Origin of the sequence: Streptomyces beijiangensis (genome assembly GCF_017315755.1) — a bacterium.
Taxonomy (GTDB): Bacteria; Actinomycetota; Actinomycetes; order Streptomycetales; family Streptomycetaceae; genus Streptomyces; species Streptomyces beijiangensis.
In genome coordinates, this window is sequence record NZ_JAFLRJ010001054.1 from 1 (window position 1) to 216 (window position 216).

At 71.3% G+C, this 216-nt stretch carries 1 protein-coding gene; it reads right to left on the reverse strand.

Annotated features, from left to right (window positions below; genetic code table 11):
• Nucleotides 1-216, reverse strand: a 216-nt coding sequence (locus J0695_RS40505) for a GTPase (RefSeq protein WP_206969804.1), incomplete at both ends; no start/stop codon positions are given.

Genomic DNA, 216 nt, shown 5'->3' on the forward strand with positions numbered 1-216 from the left:
GCTCGCCGAGCAGCGTGCGCGGCTTGTGGAGGCCGGGGGTGTCCACCAGGATCAGCTGGGCTTCGGGACGGTGGACGATGCCCCTGACCGTGTGGCGCGTGGTCTGCGGCCGGCTGGAGGTGATCGCCACCTTCTGGCCGACCAGAGCGTTGGTGAGGGTGGACTTGCCCGCGTTGGGGCGACCGACGAAGCAGGCGAAGCCGGCCCGGTGGGTCA